Annotated in this window: 16 protein-coding genes; 8 read left to right on the top strand and 8 right to left on the bottom strand. The window is 64.2% G+C overall.

Annotation, left to right across the window (positions count from 1 at the left end; genetic code table 11):
- Positions 1-68 precede the first annotated feature (68 nt).
- The gene (locus KFO72_RS27060) at positions 69-1,499 is read left to right on the top strand and encodes an efflux transporter outer membrane subunit (RefSeq protein WP_060606828.1); all 1,431 of its coding nucleotides are present in this window, start codon (positions 69-71) and stop codon (positions 1,497-1,499) included.
- A gap of 79 nt (positions 1,500-1,578) precedes the next feature.
- On the opposite strand, the gene KFO72_RS27065 is transcribed toward KFO72_RS27060, so the two are convergent.
- The 3 genes from KFO72_RS27065 to KFO72_RS27075 form a co-directional block, all read right to left on the bottom strand.
- Positions 1,579-2,679, bottom strand: coding sequence for a TAXI family TRAP transporter solute-binding subunit (locus KFO72_RS27065; RefSeq protein ID WP_054935178.1), 1,101 nt, complete (start codon positions 2,677-2,679; stop codon positions 1,579-1,581).
- 118 nt (positions 2,680-2,797) lie between these two features.
- On the bottom strand, positions 2,798-3,862 hold the full coding sequence (locus KFO72_RS27070) for a zinc ribbon domain-containing protein (protein ID WP_225033428.1): 1,065 nt from the start codon (positions 3,860-3,862) through the stop codon (positions 2,798-2,800).
- Positions 3,863-4,322: 460 nt separating this feature from the next.
- Positions 4,323-5,789 (bottom strand): MDR family MFS transporter, encoded by a 1,467-nt coding sequence (locus tag KFO72_RS27075; protein ID WP_225033434.1) that lies wholly within the window; start codon positions 5,787-5,789, stop codon positions 4,323-4,325.
- Positions 5,790-5,914: 125 nt separating this feature from the next.
- Here KFO72_RS27075 and KFO72_RS27080 point away from each other — a divergent pair, with 125 nt between their 5' ends.
- A complete protein-coding gene (locus tag KFO72_RS27080; protein WP_225033429.1) occupies positions 5,915-6,670 on the top strand; it encodes a TetR/AcrR family transcriptional regulator in 756 nt (251 codons plus the stop codon).
- A 393-nt stretch (positions 6,671-7,063) separates the two neighbouring features.
- Positions 7,064-7,528: a response regulator gene (locus KFO72_RS27085; protein ID WP_054935182.1), complete on the top strand. Its 465-nt coding sequence runs from the start codon at positions 7,064-7,066 to the stop codon at positions 7,526-7,528.
- A gap of 29 nt (positions 7,529-7,557) precedes the next feature.
- Here the strand turns inward: KFO72_RS27085 and KFO72_RS27090 are convergent, their stop codons facing one another.
- Genes KFO72_RS27090 through KFO72_RS27100 form a run of 3 tightly spaced genes read right to left on the bottom strand, consistent with a single transcriptional unit; the run spans position 7,558 to position 9,438 of the window.
- Positions 7,558-8,163: a Fur family transcriptional regulator gene (locus KFO72_RS27090; RefSeq protein ID WP_225033430.1), complete on the bottom strand. Its 606-nt coding sequence runs from the start codon at positions 8,161-8,163 to the stop codon at positions 7,558-7,560.
- Positions 8,164-8,182: 19 nt separating this feature from the next.
- Positions 8,183-8,809, bottom strand: coding sequence for a glutathione binding-like protein (locus tag KFO72_RS27095; protein ID WP_060603299.1), 627 nt, complete (start codon positions 8,807-8,809; stop codon positions 8,183-8,185).
- 2 nt (positions 8,810-8,811) lie between these two features.
- Entirely contained in the window at positions 8,812-9,438 is a 627-nt protein-coding gene (locus KFO72_RS27100; protein WP_225033431.1) for a glutathione S-transferase family protein, read from the bottom strand.
- Positions 9,439-9,594: 156 nt separating this feature from the next.
- Between KFO72_RS27100 and KFO72_RS27105 the strand changes: the two genes are divergently transcribed.
- Positions 9,595-11,268, top strand: a complete 1,674-nt coding sequence (locus KFO72_RS27105; protein WP_225033432.1) for an ATP-binding domain-containing protein — start codon at positions 9,595-9,597, stop codon at positions 11,266-11,268.
- A gap of 31 nt (positions 11,269-11,299) precedes the next feature.
- Here the strand turns inward: KFO72_RS27105 and KFO72_RS27110 are convergent, their stop codons facing one another.
- Positions 11,300-12,247 (bottom strand): phosphoribosyltransferase, encoded by a 948-nt coding sequence (locus KFO72_RS27110; protein WP_225033433.1) that lies wholly within the window; start codon positions 12,245-12,247, stop codon positions 11,300-11,302.
- Positions 12,248-12,446: 199 nt separating this feature from the next.
- Here KFO72_RS27110 and KFO72_RS27115 point away from each other — a divergent pair, with 199 nt between their 5' ends.
- Both KFO72_RS27115 and KFO72_RS27120 read left to right on the top strand, forming a co-directional pair.
- Complete coding sequence (locus KFO72_RS27115) at positions 12,447-12,983, top strand: molybdopterin-dependent oxidoreductase (RefSeq protein WP_054935188.1); 537 nt, start codon at positions 12,447-12,449, stop codon at positions 12,981-12,983.
- Positions 12,953-14,806: a hybrid sensor histidine kinase/response regulator gene (locus tag KFO72_RS27120; protein WP_176054436.1), complete on the top strand. Its 1,854-nt coding sequence runs from the start codon at positions 12,953-12,955 to the stop codon at positions 14,804-14,806. The genes KFO72_RS27115 and KFO72_RS27120 overlap by 31 nt, the downstream gene beginning before the upstream one ends.
- A 32-nt stretch (positions 14,807-14,838) precedes the next feature.
- Here KFO72_RS27120 and KFO72_RS27125 read toward each other — a convergent pair whose 3' ends face one another.
- Positions 14,839-15,693 carry a helix-turn-helix domain-containing protein gene (locus tag KFO72_RS27125; protein WP_007588675.1) on the bottom strand — a complete coding sequence of 285 codons (855 nt, stop codon included), beginning with the start codon at positions 15,691-15,693 and terminating at the stop codon, positions 14,839-14,841.
- Between the two features lie 277 nt (positions 15,694-15,970).
- Here KFO72_RS27125 and KFO72_RS27130 point away from each other — a divergent pair, with 277 nt between their 5' ends.
- The gene (locus tag KFO72_RS27130; protein WP_224099994.1) at positions 15,971-16,108 is read left to right on the top strand and encodes a hypothetical protein; all 138 of its coding nucleotides are present in this window, start codon (positions 15,971-15,973) and stop codon (positions 16,106-16,108) included.
- A gap of 53 nt (positions 16,109-16,161) precedes the next feature.
- A complete protein-coding gene (locus KFO72_RS27135) occupies positions 16,162-17,502 on the top strand; it encodes an NAD(P)/FAD-dependent oxidoreductase (RefSeq protein WP_107203121.1) in 1,341 nt (446 codons plus the stop codon).
- The last annotated feature ends 136 nt before the right edge of the window (positions 17,503-17,638 follow it).

The raw sequence follows: 17,638 nt of genomic DNA on the forward strand, positions 1-17,638 counted from the left end.
CTGCCGCGCGGTCCGATTCCCGTTTCGTGTCGCGTCGCGTCGTGCGTCGCGTTCCACATCTCGCGTCGATGCTTTCGCCTGTCGCGGCTGCGCTGACGCTGCTGATCGCGGGCTGCACGGTCGGCCCCGACTACAAGGGCGCGCCCACCACGGCCAGCGCCAGCAGCTTCAAACGTGCGCCCGCAGGCGTCCTGGCGACTGCGCCGGGTGTCGCCGCGTGGTGGGTCGCGCTCAACGATCCGCAATTGACCGCGCTGATCGAAGCGGGGATCGACAACAGCCCGGACCTTCGCGCGGCACAGGCGCGCGTGCGCGAGGCGCGCGCCGGGCTGACGCAGCAGCAACGCAACGCCTTGCCGAAAGTCGGCGCGAGCGCAGCGTATCTGCGCATGCGCGAGCCCGATCTGTCGTCGCTGGGCAGCGACGGTTCCGGCTCGTCGGGCGGGCGCGGTCCTGTCGCGCTGTATCTGGCGGGCTTCGATGCGAGCTGGGAACTCGATCTGTTCGGCGGCACGCGTCGTGCCGTCGAAGCGGCGTCGGCGGAAGCGGACGCGTCCGAAGCCGATCTCGCCGATACGCACGTGCAGCTCGCCGCGGAAATCGGCAGTACGTATGTCGGCTTGCGCGATCAGCAGCAGCGCATCGCGATCGTGCGCAAATCGGCGGAACTCGAAGAGCGTGTGCTGTCGCTGACCGAGCAGCGGCGCGAGCGCGGCGTGTCATCGCAAGTCGACGTCGAACGCGTGCGCACGCAGGTCGAGAACACACGCAACGCGCTCATTCCCCTCGATGCGCAAATCGCCGAATCGCTCGATCAGCTCGCCTTGCTGACGGGCCGCGAGCCGGGCGCGCTCGACGACATGCTCAAGCAGCCCGCGCCGCTGCCCGCGTTACCGCAGACGGTTGCCGTCGGCGATCCGGCGCAATTGCTTCGGCGGCGTCCCGATGTGCGCGCGGCCGAGCGGCGGCTCGCGTCGCAGAGTGCGCAGATCGGCGAGCGCGAAGCGGACTGGTTTCCGAAAGTCACGCTGTTCGGCAGCCTGAGCTTCAGCGCCGCGGACCCCGGCCATCTGGTGCGCAAGGACAACCTCACGTGGCTCGGCGTGCCGTATCTGCAATGGAACGCCTTCGACTTTGGCCGCACGAAAGCGAAAGTGGATCAGGCGCGCGCGTCGTTCGACGAAGCGCAGGCGAAGTACGAGAGCACGGTGCTCGGCGCACTGCGCGATGCCGATGTCGCGCTGTCGCGTTACGGGCACGAGCGCGAGAACGTGGTCAGCCTGCGCACGGTCGAAGGATCCGCGACACGCGCAGCGACCTTGACCGAGCAGCGCTATCGCGCGGGCACGGCGACGGCGCTCGACTGGATCGACGCGGAACGCACGCGCTATACGGCCGAGCAGAATCGCGTGCAGAGCGACGCGCAGCTGATCAAGGACTACGTCGCGTTGCAAAAGAGCCTGGGGCTTGGCTGGGAAGGCAACGCGTCTGCGCAGTAGTCACGGAACAGCTCGAAAAAAAACGCCACGGCGCGAAGTGTGCCGTGGCGATTTTTCTGATGGTCGCGTCAATGCGATTTCACTTGCCGCACAACAGCAGCAGACGCTCCTGATCGGAGCACGGACGTTTGTTCACTTTTGGCGCAGCGGGTTGCTGCTGCGCCGCCGTCGCACCGCCCGCCGGCATCGACGCCCGGCGCGCGATGCACGAGCGCAAGTGCCGCTCGATAGGCGGATAGTATTGCCAGCCCTTCGTCAGCGGCGGCAGTTCGAGCTTCACCTGTTTCCACTTCGGATGGCCTTTTTCCTGCAACACGTCGAAGTTCTCGCACAGTGAATCGGCGAAGCGGTTCAGGTTGCTCACCGTGTCGCGCAGGCCGTAGTCATAGGTGACGAGAAACGCTTTGACAGTCAGCGTTGGCACGTCTTCCTTCAGCCAGTTCGGATAGCTGCTCTGGCGGATCGTCGCTGGAAAATACGTTTCTTTTGCGCGCGTGGTTTCGGCCGCGTTGGGGTCGGCGCGCAAGATGCGGATCTGCGAGAGCAGATCGGGGTTCATGTCGGTGAAGAGCTTGGCCGGCTGTCCCGCGACGATCACGGCCACGTCGATCTTCTTCACGACGAGCGCGGCAATCGCGTCTTCGTTGGAAAGACTCTGGACGTTCTGCTCGGGAATCGGCTGATTGAACATCAAATGGTAGAGCGTGGTCGCCGATTGCGCCGTGCCGCTGCCGATCGGCCCGATGCTGATGACCTTGTCCTTGATCTCGTTGATCGTCTTCATCGACGAGTCGTCGCGCACGACGAAATAGATCTCCTCGTTGTAGAGCGGCATGATGAGCCGCAGCGGGCGGATCGTCGTGCCCGCGTCGGCATTGCCGGAATTGGCCATGTCGATATACGCCTGATACACATCCGATTGCACGAGCGCGAGCTTCACGCCCGGCTCGAAACGCATGCGCTGCACGTTCTCCGCGGAGCCTTTCGACGGCATCACTTCGAGGTCGATGCCCGCAGGCTGCGCGACATACTTCGAGAGATCGGCGCCGATCTGGATGTACGTGCCGCGCTCCTGGCCCGTCACGATCTTGTAGTGCGCGCTGACCCCGGCCGCGACGGCCAGCGACGCGATCATCAAGCACAACAGTCCCGTCAATCCCGTCAGCATTTTTTTGAGCATGGTCTACCTACCTCATGGTGTGTTGAACAGCATGCGCCAACGGCTGACGCGCATGTTCCGTTACATCAGGCATTGCAATGCGTTGAGTAGCTTCGTTTTCTCGATTGCGTGACGTGCTCTACTGTTTGTTCGCTGACGGCGCCTTCTTCCAGCCCGATTCACGGATCGCGCGCATTTGCGCTTCGACGCCGCTGGCGGCCGTGTTCGTTGCAGCAGGCGCTGCCGTGTTGTGGGTGGGCAGCGTGGGCGGCGGTGCCGCGCTGGTCGTGGCTTGCGGCGTCCCGGCGCGCGGCGCGGACGCGGCTGCGCCCGCCAGCGGTTTCCAGCCCGTGGTCAGAATCACGCGTTCGAGCAGCGCCTGAGCGTCGGCGCTGCTGACGTCGATGGCAAGCGCTTGCGCTGCGCGCTCGCGCACGCAGCCCCACAACTTGTCTTTCGCACAGGTAGTCGCAGCGCCGAGCGCAATGTCACGCTTGTTCTCGCGATCCTTCAGGTCGCTTTGCATCTGCATCGCATCCGCATTGCTCGCGTCGACGGACAGTGCGTCCGCTAGCGCGGACTGCGCTTCGGCAAGGTTGTTGTGCGCGAGCGCGGCGCGTGCCGCGCGCAATGCATCGGGCACGTCCCTGTAGTGCTGCGTCACGCGCGGGCGCGGCGGCGCGATGGGCGCGGGCGGCGTCTTCACAGCGGGTACGTTGGTCACGTTGGCGGTCGGTGTGTTGCGCGCGTTTTGCGGCGCCGTGTACGGCGAAATCGATCCGCCCGAGGTGCTTGCGCTGTTCGTCGCTTCGTCCGTGGGCGCGTCTTGCCTGTGGTTGTCGCCGAGCAGCAGATAGCCCGCGTAGCCGAGCGCGACGATGAACAGCAGCAGCACCACGCCCTTCGTGGCGATCCAGCGGCCGGCAGATTGCCGTAGCGGCTGCGGCCCTTCGGGCGGCGGAACGGGAAGGTCGGGCGATGCGAGCGACGGGAGGCCGGCTGCTTCAGCGGGATGGGCTTCGGCAGGCGCGGGCGGCGGGGTCTCGACGGCTCTCAGTTGCGTACCGGCGCGCTTGCGCTGGGGTCGTTCGAGAGGATGATCGGCGCCGCAGTAGGGGCAGAATTCGACATGCTGGTACAGCACGCCCCCGCACCGCGTGCACGGCGTGGGGAAACCCTGGGCAGGTGACGTTTCAGCAGACATGCTTAACCCCAACCAGTTGTAGGCGATGCCATTTCGGCATGCTCAGGATCGAAGTTGAAGCAAACTCGCAGTTGGCGGAACTCGCGATCCACATGCGCTGGGTAGCGGCCGGCCCAGTCCTTTCGTTACGGGGCCGCTGTGTGCCAATATGGTTTCTTTCGCTCGTCGCGTCAATCGACGTTGTTACCTACCGAACACAGATGTGTCGTGATTTCAGGGGGGAAACGATCGTGCATCAGGGTTTTTGCATAGACGCGAATACAACGCGCCGCGTCACGGATTAATCATAGGAAACACATCGTTCATATAAAAGGCCGGCGTGCAAGGCAGCCGGCCTTTGTATGTAAAAACCGCAGAGCACGTCGGATGAATGCCGCACGTATTCCATGCGTGACGCCGTGCGTGACACCGGGCGCGCGTGGGCTTTTGTTTGCTAGCGTTTGTCCGTTTTTACCGGGCTCTACTGCTTGCGCAGCGGATGATCTCTCAACAGCCAGGCAAGCGCGAACGCCAGCACCACCACGCATGCCGCGACGATATACACCGTGTGCAAGGCGCTCGCGAACGCTTGCAGATAATCGTCGCGCAACGCGGCAGGCAGGTGATGGATCGCAGCGGGGCCGAGCGCGTGCGGCAGTTCGGTGTCGGGGGGAATCAGCGCTTGCAGGCGCGAAGCGAGTCCGTTTGAAAAGATCGCGCCGAACGCGGCGACGCCGACCGAGCCGCCAATCGAACGGAACAGCGTCGCGCCAGAAGTCGCCGTGCCCAGATGCTTGAACGGCACGGCGTTCTGCACGGCGAGAATCAGCACTTGCATCACCATGCCGAGACCGCAGCCGAGCACGGCCATGTACGCATACATCACATGAACAGGTGTCGAGAGCTTGAGCGTGGTCAGCAGAACCATCGCGACGCCGACGAGAAACGTGCCCATGATCGGGAACATCCGGTACTTGCCGATCCGGCTGATGATGCGGCCCGTGATGATCGACATCAGCAGCACGCCGCCCATCATCGGCAGCATCTGCATGCCCGCTTCCGACGGCGTCGAATTCTTCACCACCTGCAGATACATCGGCAAAAACGTCACCGAGCCGAACAGCGACACGCCGACGATGAACCCGATCGCGCTCGACAGCAGGAACGTGCGATCGCGAAACAGTTCGAGCGGCATGATCGGCTCGACGGCGTGCCGCTCTTCATAGATGAACCCGCCGATGCAGATGAACGCGAGCAGCAGCGTGCCCCACAGTTGCGGGGACGTCCATGGCAGCACCGTGCCGCCCTGGCTCGTGAACAGGATCAGACAGGTGAGCGCGCCCGCGAGAAAGGCCGCGCCCATGTAGTCGATGGTGTGCTTCACGTGCGCGACGCGCGGCTTGAACACCGCGCCGATCACCAGCAGCGCGACGATGCCGAGCGGCACATTGATATAGAAAATCCAGCGCCACGACAGATGGTCGACGAGAAAGCCGCCCATCATCGGGCCGATCACGGTTGCAAGCCCGAACACGCCGCCAAACACGCCCTGATAGCGGCCGCGCTCGGCAGGCGGAATCACGTCGCCGATCGCCGCCATCGTGATCACCAGCAGTCCGCCGCCGCCCAGCCCTTGCAAGGCGCGCAGCAGGATCAGCTGCGTCATGTTCTGCGCGACGCCGCATAGCGCCGAGCCGATCAGAAACAGCACGATCGCTGTCTGTAACACGACCTTGCGGCCGAACAGGTCGCCGAACTTGCCGTACAGCGGCACGACGATGGTCGACGTCAGCAGGTACGCGGTGACGACCCACGACAGGCTGTCCAGTCCGCCAAGCTCGCCGACGATAGTAGGCAGCGCCGTCGACACGATGGTCTGGTCGAGCGCGGCGAGCAGCATCACCAGCAGCAGCGCCGGAAACAGCACGCGCAGCGACGGGCGCTCGATGGCTGCGGGCGCGGCTTCGGCAGGAAGAGTGGGCTGTCCATCTGGGCTTCCATGGCGTTCACGATGCCTTGAAATTAATTAACATGCAGATTAATATATGACATATTCCAGCGTTCGTCAAATTCATGGTCATGGCAACAAAATCGGCAGCGGTAGCGGGTTCGGATCAGCCTGAGCAGGCGTCCCGGATACAGGACGGCGACAACGCAGGCGCACTGGGCACAGCGGGCGCACCTGCTGCGCGCCGGCCCGGCCGTCCTTCCGGCAGCGGGCGCGGGCCGGAGCAGCGCGCCCGTCTGCTGGACGCGGCGCTTGCGTTGTTCGCGCGGCAGGGCATCGTCGATACGACGCTCGGCCAGGTCGCGCGCGAGGCAGGGTTCACGCCCGCGATGATGCATTACTACTTCAAGACCCGCGATCAGCTGCTCGACGTGTTGATCGACGAGCGCTTCCTGCCGTTGCGCGCGAAGCTCAGCGGCTCTTTTCAGGCGAATCCCGACGACCCGATTGCCGGCATCACGCTGCTCGCGCAGCGGCTCGTCGAAGTGGCGGGCGATTACCCGTGGTTTCCGTCGCTGTGGATCCGCGAAGTCATCAGTGAAGGCGGCCTGCTCAAGCAACGCATGCACGAGCGCTTCGGAAACGCGAACCAGAAGAGCGGCATCGAGTTCATCGAGAAATGGCAGAAGGAAGGCAAGCTCAATCGGGAGCTGGAGCCGTCGCTGGTTTTTCTGTCGGTGATCGGGCTCACGATTCTGCCGCTCGCGACCTCGTCGATGTGGCGCAACGACCCGGCGCGCCGCAAGCTGACAGCCGACGATATCGCGCGTCATGCCGTCGCGCTGCTCACTCACGGCGCCACCCCGCCCGCTGCAACCTGAGCCGCGGTGGATCAAAATAGCAGCCGTCGCGCGCAGGGTCCGGCGCGGCACGCAACGTGCTTCATGCTATCCGTTTCGCATGTCGGCTTGCGGGCGGTCAAGAGAAGCGCCTTGCTCAATCGTCACCATGGCGCGGCGTGTCTTGCCGTCAAGCTATATGCCGAAGTGGACAAGCGCACAGTCGCGTGCAACTCGTTCCGTACAATTGAGTCCGAATGAACGATATAGGCGCCGCGCCACGGCGCGCGCGGGCACGAATTTGCGAAACAGGGGAGTTTGTCGGACGAACAGCGCGTCCGTCACTCGTTGGTAAGAACGTGCATACGAGAGTAGAAACGTTGAACCGTTTTCCGCTGCCGGCGCTGGCGCGGTACACATTGCGTTAGATACATCATGGCCACGTCAGAGTGCATAACCAGCTTTTCAAGCCATAACATCAAGATGAACGGAGTATTGAGGCTCGATCAGGCCACGATCGTGCTCGTTGAAGACGATCCGCAGAACAGGGAATCGTTGAAGATTTTGCTCGAATCGGAAGGCGCCCACGTCATTGCCGTGGCGGATGCGGAAGAGGGTGTCGAGGCAGCCGTGCGGGCGCTGCCCGATGCCGTCGTCTGCGATCTCGATCTGCCCGCCATGGATGGCTTCTATCTGATTCAGCGCCTACGGGATCACGAGATTCGCGGCGATCATTCACCTTCGGTCGCAGTGGCCCTGACGGGCCATACCGATGAAGCCTACCGGCTGCGCAGCATCGGCGAAGGATTCCAGCATTTCATGACGAAGCCGGCGCCGCCCGAGGCGCTGGTGACGCTGTTGCATGACGCGATAGGCGCGCGCGCCGCCGGTTTGACCTGACGCTCAAACCGCGGTGTCTTGATGGGTGATCAGTTGCCGGCGGCTTGCGCCGCCTGGCACGCTGAGCACAGCCCTTTCAGCTCGATTCCGTCACCGGCGAGCCGGTATCCTGCGTTTTCGATTTGCGCGACCAGGGCTTCGCGCAGCGCCGGCTGATGCAGCTCCGTAACGTTGCCGCATTGCTGGCACACCACCAGAATGCCGTGCTGGCATTGTGTGAGATCGTGGCAGACGGCGAATGCGTTGATCGACTCGATCTTGTGCACGAGGCCGGCTGACAACAGAAAATCCAGCGCGCGATACACAGTGGGCGGCGCCGAGCCAGGGTGAATCTGACGCATGTCGTCGAGCAGCGAATACGCCTTGGTGGCGCGGCCCGACGTCAGCAGCAACTCCAGCACCTTGCGGCGGATCGGCGTGAGCTTTTCGCCGCGCTCGCGACAGTATTCTTCGGCTAGCGCGAGCGCCGCCTCGGCCGAGGCGGGCGTGCCGTGCGCGTGATCGTGATGCGAGTTGTCCGCGTGCGCATGCGCGTGTTCTGCCGCATGCGCGTGATGAGGAAGACCCGCCGGAACACCCGGCGAATGCCCCGGTGTGGATGCAGCGTCGGCAGCGGTTGGCTTGGCGTTTTTCATCCGCTGATTATACGGTGCGTCAATCGAGCTTCACGTCGAATCCGCGCTGCACGCCCGGACGTGCGAACAGCGTGTCGTACCAGCGCTTCACGTTCGGATACTCGGCGAGATCGACCTTGTGGCGCTCGTGCCGCCACGCCCAGCCGAGAATCGCGAAGTCGGCGACCGACAGGTCGCCCGCCACGTATTCGCTTTTGGCGAGCCGCGCGTCGAGCACCTTGTAGAGCCGCCGCGTTTCGGTGGAAAAGCGCTTGAGGCCGTAGCGTTTGTCGTCTTCCGAAGCGAGCGCCGCGAAGTGATGCACCTGGCCCGGCATCGGGCCGAAGCCGCCCATTTGCCACATCAGCCATTCGAGCACGGGCACCCGGTCGCGCAGGCTCTGCGGCAGGAACTTGCCCGTCTTTTCGCCGAGATACAGCAGGATCGCGCCCGATTCGAACACGCTGATCGGCTTGCCGTCCGGTCCGTCGGGGTCGACGATCGCGGGAATCTTGTTGTTCGGGCTGATCGCGAGAAAGTCCGGGTCGAACTGCTCGTCTTTCGTGATGTTGATCGGCCTGACGGTGTACGGCAGGGCCATTTCTTCGAGCGCGACGCTGATCTTGCGGCCGTTCGGCGTGCCCCACGCGTAAAGCGAGATAGTCATGTTCAGGTCAGATCGAAGTCGACGTATTGTTTGAAGCCGGAGCGGGTGGACAGCCGCTGATACCAGCGTTCGAGATTCGGCAGCGACGGACGTTCGACGCCCGGCAGCCCGAACCAGCGCTTTGCATACGCACCCAGAACGATGTCCGCGAGCGTGAACTTCTCGCCTTCGATGAAGAAGCGCCCTTGCAGTTGCGCGTCGAGCATCTTCCACAGTTTGCCGACGTTGTCGATGTCCGCGGCGAGCTTCGCGTTGTCGCGCCCGGCCTCGGGCGTGCGCACGATGGTCCAGAACACGGGGCGCTCGGCGGGCTGTAGCGTGGACAGCGACCAGTCGAGCCAGCGGTCGATGCTGGCGCGCGCCTTGGGCTCGTCGGGGTAGAGCACGCTGGATTCGCCGTACTGCATGACCAGATAGCGCAGGATCGAGTTCGACTCCCACAGCACGTAGTCGCCGTCGACGAGCGTCGGCACCTTGCCCGTCGGGTTCATCGCGAGGTATTCGGGTTCGTCGTTGCGGCCGAACTGCAGACCGGCGTCGATGCGGTTGTAGGGCAAGACCAGCTCGTCGCACACCCACAGGATCTTCTGCACATTGACCGAGTTGGCACGGCCCCAAACTGTAATCATCCGGTAATCCTCTTTCGTCTTCTCGATTGGCAAGCCGCGCTGCGCGCGGCGTTCAACCAGTAACGATACACGAAGCGGCTTTTTTCTTCCGGCAGTGCCCAATGCCCCTACACGCGTTGCGTACAATGGGCCCACTCCATTTTTGACGAGGCGCGCATGGCCCGCATTGTCCCCGACGACTGGAAGAGTCTTGCCGCCACGGGCGCGGCCGCGCGCGAGCGTGAAACGCTGGCGCTGCTCGAAGAAGCGCTGCCGCGCGAGTACACGGTCTATCACGGCGTGCACTGGACGCGCTTGCACGAAGGCTTTTCGGTGTTCGGCGAGGCGGACTTCGTGATCGTCAGTCCGGCGGGGCGGGTGATGATCGTCGAGCAGAAAACGGGCTTCCTGCGCGAGACGCCGAAAGGGCTGGTCAAGGTCTACATGCAGACCGAGCGCAACGTGGCGATTGCGCTCGCGCGCACCATCGAAGGGCTGCACCGGCGCTTCACGGCGGCGTTCGGCGCAGGCACGTATTTCATCGAAGAACTGCTGTACTGCCCGGATCACATCGTCAGGGACGCGGCAATTTCAGGCGTGAACCCTGCGCGCATCGTCGATGCGACGCGCAAGGACAAGCTCGTCAGCATCATCCGCGACGCGCTGCCGGAGGACGAGGCGCGTCTGCCGTGCGCGTCGAAGATTCACCATTTCCTCGCCGACGAACTGGCGCTGGCGCCCGATGCGAGCGCGCTGGTGGGTCAGGCGGGCACGCTCGTTACGCGGCTCGCGGGCGGCCTCGCCACCTGGGCGAGGCGGCTCGAATTCGCGCCGTTCCGGCTGCGCGTGATCGGCACGGCGGGTTCGGGCAAGACGCAACTCGCGGTGCAGGTGATGAAAGACGCCGTCGCGCGCGGTGCGCGTCCGTTGTATGTGTGCTTCAACCGGCCGCTTGCGGATCACATTGCGCGCGTCGCGCCGCCCGAGGCGAAGGTCGCGAACTATCACCAGCTGTGCGACTGGATCGTGCGGGATAGCGGCCACGCGCCGGACTTTCAGAGCAGCGACGTGTTCGAGCAACTCGAAAGCGCCTTCGCCGGCACGCCGATCGACGCGCGCTTCCAGTACGACGTGCTGATCGTCGACGAAGGCCAGGACTTCCAGCAGCCATGGGTGCCCGCGCTCGAACGGCTCCTGAAGCCGGGCGGCGCATGGTGGTGGCTCGAAGACCCGCTGCAGAACCTGTATATGCGCGAGAGCGTCGCGCTGCCCGTCTGGACGGTGCTGCGCGAATCGACCAACTATCGCAGCCCGCGCGACATCCTCGACTATCTGCGCGGCGTGGTCGGCGCGACCGTGCCGCTGGCGGCGGGCCTCGCGGCGGGCAGTCCGTTCGACGGCTCCGATATCTCGCTGTCCACCTACGACGAAACCCAGCTGCCCGAAAGCTGCATCGACGCGACCAAGCGCGCGATCACCCAGGCGCTGGCGCTCGGCTTTCGCAAGCAGGACATCGCGGTGCTGTCGTTTCGCGGACGCGAAGGCTCGGTGCTGTGGCCGCTCGATCATCTCGGCCCGCACCGGCTGCGCAGCTTCACGGGCAAATACGATCTGTTCGGCAATCCCGCGTATCGGGAAGGCGACGTGCTGCTCGACTCGATCTACCGCTTCAAGGGGCAGTCGGCGCCGTGCGTGATCCTGAGCGAGGTGGATTTCGACGCGTTCGACGAGCGCAATGCGCGCAAGCTCTTCGTCGGCGCGACCCGCGCGACCATGAAGCTGATCGTCGTCGCGTCGCAGCGTGCGGCGCGGCATCTGCAACTCGGGGACACGACGGAGCCGGCGGGCTGACGAAGCACGAGCGCGGCGCGCGTCGGCAAGCTCAGCGCCAGGCCGAGGCGCTGATCAGCGTGCCCGTGTGCTTGAGCGCGTCCCACCAGATCACGCGCAACAGCGGCGCGAGCTTCGCGATGAGGAGCGCCTGCACAGGGTCGCTTTCGATGAAATGCGTGACGCCGCAGCTCAACGCCGCGGCGGCCTTGTGCGCGGCGGCGCCTTCGGACGTTTCGTCATGCGCGTCGGGCGTGCGCATCACCAGTTCGAGATGACCGAAACCGTGCCGCTCGAGCCACGCGCGCGTGCGCGCCAGGTCGGCGTACGGCCGGCCCGTGATCACCGCGCGCACGTTCTGCAGATCGACATCGGGCAAGACCTCATAAGGCAACAGCGCGTCGCGCTCGTTCAAAGCGGCGGCGAGATCTTCGTCATATCGTGACAGCGGCACGTCGGGCAGCAGGATGCCGTCCAGATCGATTGCGTAGGTTGCGTATTCGTGGTCATCCGCCATTTTCCCCGCCGAACCGGACTCGACTTTCAGCCAGTCGTCGCGATAGTCGTCCGTATAGGCCTGGCGCTCCCACGGGAACAGCGCGAAGAAGCCTGTCGCGTCGTTTGCGAAGTCCGGGCGGATGCGGCTGATTTCGTCGAAGGCGGCCGTCAGCGTCTTCACGATCAGGCCGTGCTGCTCGAGAAAGGCGATGCAGTCGACCAGCGTGAAACCACGGCCCGCGATGTCCTCGCACAGCAGCACCTTCGAGCCGGGCGGCGGCAGCGGCTGGGCCGAGTCCCACGTGACGTGGCGCGCCCTGCGGTCATAGCTGAGAAACGCGACAGGCACGCCGATCGCATGCGAAGCCATCAACGCGAGCGGTGCGCCGCCCCGTAGAATGCCGACAGCGGCGGCGAAGCGCTCTTCGAGCAGTGCGGGCTGCAACGATTCGATCCAGTGGTCGAGCTGTTCGTAGGTCAACGGTAGAACCGGCTTTTTCATGACGGATGTTGCGCTTGTGGTGGGCCGGAAGAACGTGCGTCGGCGAAGCGGCTTTTTTGAGATGGAGCCGATATTATGCACGCCATGTAAAGATTCTGTGTCGGGGCAGGTCCTGCCGCGTTGTAGTTATCGTCCGATGACGTTGTCAGGCACAATGCGGTCACGGCTAACAACAAGACCACACTAGAGGGACCTGAAAGTGCACTACAAGACATGCGGAGGGCGGCGTGCGTTCGCGCTGATGTCCGCGCTGGTCACTGTCCTGGCGCTGGCGTTCGCTTCGTACGGAGCATCGGCCGCGCCGCTGACGACCACGCTGGCGCTCGACGTCAAAGGCAAGATTGCGAAGACCAACGACGACGATCACAGCGTTTTCCACTTTTCCGAAGCGCAGTTGCTCGCGCTGCCCGTGCATACCATTTCGACGTCGACGACATGGACGGCAAAATCCACCTTCACGGGACCGCTGCTCGCGGATATCCTGAAGACCGTGGGCGCATACGGCGATCAGATCGAAATCCATACACTGGATGACTACACGTACACTGTCCCCGTGTCGGACACGAACCGCTACGGCGTGATCGTCGCGTACAGCATGAACGGCAAGCGCCTGCAGGTCAGCGACTTCGGGCCGCTGTTTCTCATCTATCCGCGCGACCAGTTTCCCGGCGAGCTGGCGGGGGCGTCGGCGGACGCGAAATTCGTATGGCAGATCAAGGCACTCATCGTCAAATAGGACGGCGCCCGCTGCGCCGTGTGGTGCTCGTCGTCATCTGGATCGCCGCGCTCGCGGCGCCGACTGCGGCGATCAGCTATCTGCTGTACTCGGCCCTTCTCAATCCGCGCGCAACCCAGCAGCTGACAGGCACTTACGACGGCTTCTATTGGGACGCGGCGCAACTCCAGATTGCCTACGCGCGGCTCGAAAGCCAGCTGCTGCAGTACCAGACGGGCGCCGATAGCGACTATCAGCGGCTCATGCTGCACTTCCAGGTGCTGCAATCGAAGCTGCGCGTGATGGCGGGCTCGACGCAGCGCCTCGCCGCGCAGACGGAAGCCGTGCAGCGCCAGCAGGAAGAGATCGCGGGACTCTCGGAGATGCTGGTCGCGATGCAGCCTTCGCTCGACGCGCTGCCCAATTCGCCCGCGCTCGCGTCGCAGATGGTCGAAGAACTGCGCAAGCACTGGAAGGAAGTCAACGATCTCGCGCTGAGCCGCCGCAACGTCGACTTGCAGGACCGCGAGGCGATGAATTCGGATTTCATCGCGAAGCGCCGGATGCTGTTCGCGGGCGGGCTGGTGCTGCTGTTGCTGTCGGCGGCGGCGACTTCGCTGCTGGTGGTGAACGGCCGGCGCCGGACCAAGCTGATCCTCCAGCAGCACGCGGCGCTCGATGCCGAGCATCAGGCCAGCCGCGCCGCGCGCGAGGCGAGCCTCGCCAAGGACGCGTTCCTCGGCATGATCAGTCATGAGTTGCGCACGCCGCTGCATGCGATCGTCTCGTCGATCGAACTGCTCGGCTTCAACTTTCACTCCGACGCAGACCGCAAGGTGATCCAGCGGCTGGAGACGGCTGCGCGCCATCTCGAAGCGCAGATGAGGGATCTGACCGACTATGCGCGCCTGGGCGCCGGCAAGCTGGAATTGCGCAACGAGCATTTCGATCCGCGCGAACTGCTGACCTCGATCGTCGACGAGCACGAGCCGTTCGCGCGGGCCAAGGGTCTCGTGTTCGAAGGCAGCGCGAGCGGCCGGGCGGGACTCGTCGATTCCGATCCGCACCGCATCCGGCAGATCGTCAACAACCTCGTGACCAACGGCATTCGCTATACGGAGCGCGGCACCGTCACGCTGCATTTCGACCAGCGTGACGACGCGCTGGCCATCGTCGTCACCGACACGGGCGCGGGCGTGCCCGACAAGCAGATTCCGCTGATCTTCAAGGAGTTCACGCAACTCGACGCATCGCGCACGCGCCGCTTCGAAGGCGCGGGGATGGGGCTCGCAATCGTACAGGGTCTGGTCGATCTGTTCGGCGGGACCATCGGTGTCGAAAGCGAAGTGGGCAAGGGCACACGCTTCACGGTGACGATCCCCGTGAAGCCGGTCGCCGCGCCCGCCGGTGCGTCCGTCGCGGCGCATCCGGCGCACGGCGAAGGGCGTCCGCGGGTGCTGATCGTCGACGACAACCAGCTGATTCGCGAGTCGCTGTGCGAAATGCTCGAACACATGGGATGCGATGCGGCCGCCGTCGCCAATGCCGACGACGCGCATGCATGGCTCGCCGCGCGGCAATGCGATCTGGTGTTGCTCGATCTGCACATGCCCGACAAGGACGGCTACGCGTTCATGACCGAATATGCGCAGAAGGCGCAAAGGCCGGGCGGGGCGGCGCGCACGCCCGTGATCGCCGTGAGTGCGTACGCGCCCGAGAGCGGCGCGCGCACGGAGGGAGATGAGTTTTTCGACAGCCTGACCAAGCCCGTCCACTACGAGGTGCTGCGCGACGCCGTGCAGCGGGCGCTGGCGGCGCGGCACCGCGCGTCCGTCGCGGGCTGACTGGCGAGCCCGCGCGTGCGTGAGGCGGCGACTTAAGCGCGGCTCAGACGCTTGGACAGATCGGCGACGAGAATCGCCATGCGTGCGGGCTTCTCGTAACAGGCCACGTCGTAGTTGCGCACGATATCGCTGATTTCCGACTCGCTCGCCTTGCCCGTCAGCAGTTCGCCCGTCAGCACGAAGATGGGTGCATCTGGATTCTCCGACGCGCGCACGGCGCGGATCGCTTCCGCCGACGTCTGCGGGCCGAACAGCCAGTCGATCACCACGCCGTCGAACACCTGCGTCTGCAGCGTTTCGGCGAATGCCGCGAGCCCGTAGATCGCGATAGCCGCGAAGCCGCTGCGTTCGAGATAGTCGCGCAGATTGTCGGCGGACGCCTGATCATCGTCGACGACGGCGATCAGCGGCTTGTCGGTTTCAGCGCGGCGCGGATAGATCTCGATCTTGTGGACTTCATAGGCGTTCTGATAGAGCGCGCCGTCGTGCCGCACGACACGCCACTGGTCGAGCTTCGACCAGGCGATGAATTCCGGCCGGCTGCCTGCTTCGATCGGCGCGCCGATCCACGCGGTGCACGCCAGCTCAATTCCGCCGATCGCGAACACCGCCTCCTGCGCGGTGGCGCCGACCATGCCGGGATCGAGCGATTGCGCGCCGAACAGCTGCGCCGCCGGCTCGCCAAATACCTCGGCGACCTTCTTGATCTGCGAGAGCGTCCACGGGCTGTTGCCGCGCAGCTTGCGGTGGCCCTGCGAGAAACTCAAATCGAGGATCCGGCAAAGCTCGCTGGTTTGCTGACGCTTGCCGATGCCGTGACGGCTCATCAACTCGCGCACGCGTTCGGCGACGGCGAGCGAGTCGGTTGAGGTGGCTTCGTTGGACATGCGCGGAGTGTGTGTCGGTATAAATAGTTGTATATGACGCGGTGTCGTGACGGCGGCGCGGTGCCGCGCGACACGCCGGCTGAGCGTGCTGCCCTCGCAGGACCGCAACTGTACCGCAAGACTTCGGGCGCGCCTGGTGTCGCGCCTTATCCGCATTGCTCGAGCTTTTTTCGATGAACCTGCCGATTCTAATGAGTTCGACCGCCTCACGCGAATGAGGCGGTGTTCGCGCTATGCGAAGACTGTCTATTTTAGCGGTGAAGTATATGCAGATCGCATGAAATTAATCGGTAAGACTTTGGATTTTGCCTGGTTTTTGCGTCGAGTCATCAACCGTGTGGGGATTGACGCGGGCGCGGCGCTTCGCGCGACGGCGGCTTTTCTGGCTGGGATTGCGGCGCGCGGGCGGGCCTGAGAAGATGCTGTCCCTCGACACGGCCTCGGCGCCCTATCTTTCTCGCATTCCCGATGACGACCACCTATCCGCTGCACGCCAATCTGAGCCCGGCTGACACGCCGTTTCCCGATCAAGCCGACGTCGTGATTGCGGGCGCGGGCATCATGGGGTGCGCGGCGGCGTACTACCTGGCGCGTCGCGGCGTGAAGGCGGTGGTGCTGGACAAGTCGCGCATCGCGGGGCAGCAATCGACGCGCGCGTGGGGTTTCGTGCGCCAGCAGGGCCGCGAGGCCGCCGAAGTGCCGTTGATGATGGCGGGCATGCGGATCTGGGAGCGGCTCGAACGGGAGCTGGATTTCGATCTCGAATGGCGGCAGGGCGGATGTCTGTACGTGGCGGACAAGGAGGAAGACTGGACTTCGTTCCAGCAGTGGATGGATGTCGCGAAGCAGTACGGACTGGATACGCGGGTGCTCGACCGCGCGCAGATCGACCAGCAGGTGCGGGGCATGCAGGGCAAGGTGCTGGGCGGGCTGTATACGCCGAGCGACGGCCAGGCCGAGCCGCGCCGCGCGGCGGCGGCTTTCGCGGCACGGGCGATCGAAGCGGGTGCGCGGTTTTTCGAGGGTTGTGGCGTGATCGGGATAGAACGGGGCGCGGGCGCCGTGACGGGGGTCATTACCGAGCGCGGCACGATCCGCACGCGGCAGGTGATTTGCGCTGCGGGCGCGAGTAGCTGGCGGTTGCTCGATACGCTGGGTATTGTTTTGCCGCAGCAAGCCGTGCGTGGGACGTGCATGCGGACGAATCCGTTGCCGGCGATTACTGCTTCCACATTCTGGGGGCATGGGCTTGGGATTCGGCAGCGTGCGAATGGCGCGATCAATCTCGCTGACGACATGCAGGTCGATGTCGATATGACGTTTGGGCATTTTCGGGCGCTCAAGTGGTTCTTGCCCGAGCTTTGGGCGCAGCGCGAGAAGTTCAGCTTTCATTTGAATGGCGCGTTCGTGCGTGATTTGCGCGAGCGTGTGCCGGGGTTTTTGTCTGCTGACGAGCGGGTGTTGCATCCGCGCGATCCGAATCCGCAGCCGAATCGTGCGCATGCGCCGCGGGCTTTGCGGAAGCTGCGTGAGTTGTTTCCGGCTTTGAAGGATGCGCAGGTGGTTGAGTCGTGGGCTGGGTTGATCGATGTGTTGCCGGATGGGATTCCGGTGCTCGATGCTGCTTCTCAGGCGCAGGGCCTGTTGGTCGCTACCGGGTTTTGTGGGCATGGCTTCGCCATGGGGCCCATTGTTGGGCGGCTTATGGCTGAGTGGATCGTTGATGGGCAGCCTTCTATTGATCTTTCTGCGTTTCGGTTGCAGAGGTTTTTTGATGGGACGATGCAGAGGCCTCGGAGTATGTTGTGATTTTTTGTTGTTGTCTGCCGATGGTTGGAGGGGGTTTTTCGCTGGCGTCCGCGATTTGACTCTGCGCTGGCATCCGCGTTACGTTATCTAGCTTCACGCGTCGCCCCTGTGCGGGGCGGCACCTACTTTTCTTTGC

It is taken from the genome of Paraburkholderia sp. XV, from assembly GCF_020177535.1.
Lineage (GTDB): Bacteria > Pseudomonadota > Gammaproteobacteria > Burkholderiales > Burkholderiaceae > Paraburkholderia > Paraburkholderia caribensis.

Bases quoted from the DNA above. Each gene is read 5' to 3' on its own strand.
- KFO72_RS27060 (WP_060606828.1), top strand. From the start codon at position 69: ATGCTTTCGCCTGTCGCGGCTGCGCTGACGCTGCTGATCGCGGGCTGC.
- KFO72_RS27065 (WP_054935178.1), bottom strand. From the start codon at position 2,679: ATGCTCAAAAAAATGCTGACGGGATTGACGGGACTGTTGTGCTTGATG.
- KFO72_RS27070 (WP_225033428.1), bottom strand. From the start codon at position 3,862: ATGTCTGCTGAAACGTCACCTGCCCAGGGTTTCCCCACGCCGTGCACG.
- KFO72_RS27080 (WP_225033429.1), top strand. From the start codon at position 5,915: ATGGTCATGGCAACAAAATCGGCAGCGGTAGCGGGTTCGGATCAGCCT.
- KFO72_RS27085 (WP_054935182.1), top strand. From the start codon at position 7,064: ATGGCCACGTCAGAGTGCATAACCAGCTTTTCAAGCCATAACATCAAG.
- KFO72_RS27090 (WP_225033430.1), bottom strand. From the start codon at position 8,163: ATGAAAAACGCCAAGCCAACCGCTGCCGACGCTGCATCCACACCGGGG.
- KFO72_RS27095 (WP_060603299.1), bottom strand. From the start codon at position 8,809: ATGACTATCTCGCTTTACGCGTGGGGCACGCCGAACGGCCGCAAGATC.
- KFO72_RS27100 (WP_225033431.1), bottom strand. From the start codon at position 9,438: ATGATTACAGTTTGGGGCCGTGCCAACTCGGTCAATGTGCAGAAGATC.
- KFO72_RS27105 (WP_225033432.1), top strand. From the start codon at position 9,595: ATGGCCCGCATTGTCCCCGACGACTGGAAGAGTCTTGCCGCCACGGGC.
- KFO72_RS27110 (WP_225033433.1), bottom strand. From the start codon at position 12,247: ATGAAAAAGCCGGTTCTACCGTTGACCTACGAACAGCTCGACCACTGG.
- KFO72_RS27120 (WP_176054436.1), top strand. From the start codon at position 12,953: ATGGCAGATCAAGGCACTCATCGTCAAATAGGACGGCGCCCGCTGCGC.
- KFO72_RS27125 (WP_007588675.1), bottom strand. From the start codon at position 15,693: ATGTCCAACGAAGCCACCTCAACCGACTCGCTCGCCGTCGCCGAACGC.
- KFO72_RS27130 (WP_224099994.1), top strand. From the start codon at position 15,971: ATGAAATTAATCGGTAAGACTTTGGATTTTGCCTGGTTTTTGCGTCGA.
- KFO72_RS27135 (WP_107203121.1), top strand. From the start codon at position 16,162: ATGACGACCACCTATCCGCTGCACGCCAATCTGAGCCCGGCTGACACG.